Here is a 254-nt window from a genome sequence, read left to right as displayed (position 1 = left end):
ACGGCCAGATCATCGGCAAAGTTTCGATCCCCGGCCAAAGGCGTGAACTCGGTGAAAAGCGCCTCGATATAATCCTTGCAATGGGGCCGCTCCGGATGGCGCGCCACCTGACATTTCCGCCAAGGCGCAAAGAGCCATAGAGGTCTTCGAGCATCCCGGCGGCTTTCTTATCCAGCGCGCGGGCCTCATCGGTGATGTCCATCTCTTCATTGGACCGGGCCAACGCCCGCAGCTCTTCCGCCTTGCCTTCGATC

The 254-nt window shown here is 60.2% G+C and carries 1 pseudogene; it reads right to left on the bottom strand.

The features are described 5' to 3' along the window. Window positions 1-253, bottom strand: a pseudogene (locus FCK22_RS18320) (acetyl-CoA carboxylase carboxyl transferase subunit alpha); the annotation flags it as partial. Window position 254 lies beyond the last annotated feature (1 nt).

This window comes from Sulfitobacter sp. 15WGC (assembly GCF_005068605.1).
Lineage (GTDB): Bacteria > Pseudomonadota > Alphaproteobacteria > Rhodobacterales > Rhodobacteraceae > Sulfitobacter > Sulfitobacter faviae.
The sequence above is the reverse complement of the archived record's forward strand: the minus strand, read 5'-3'. Positions and strand labels throughout refer to the sequence as shown.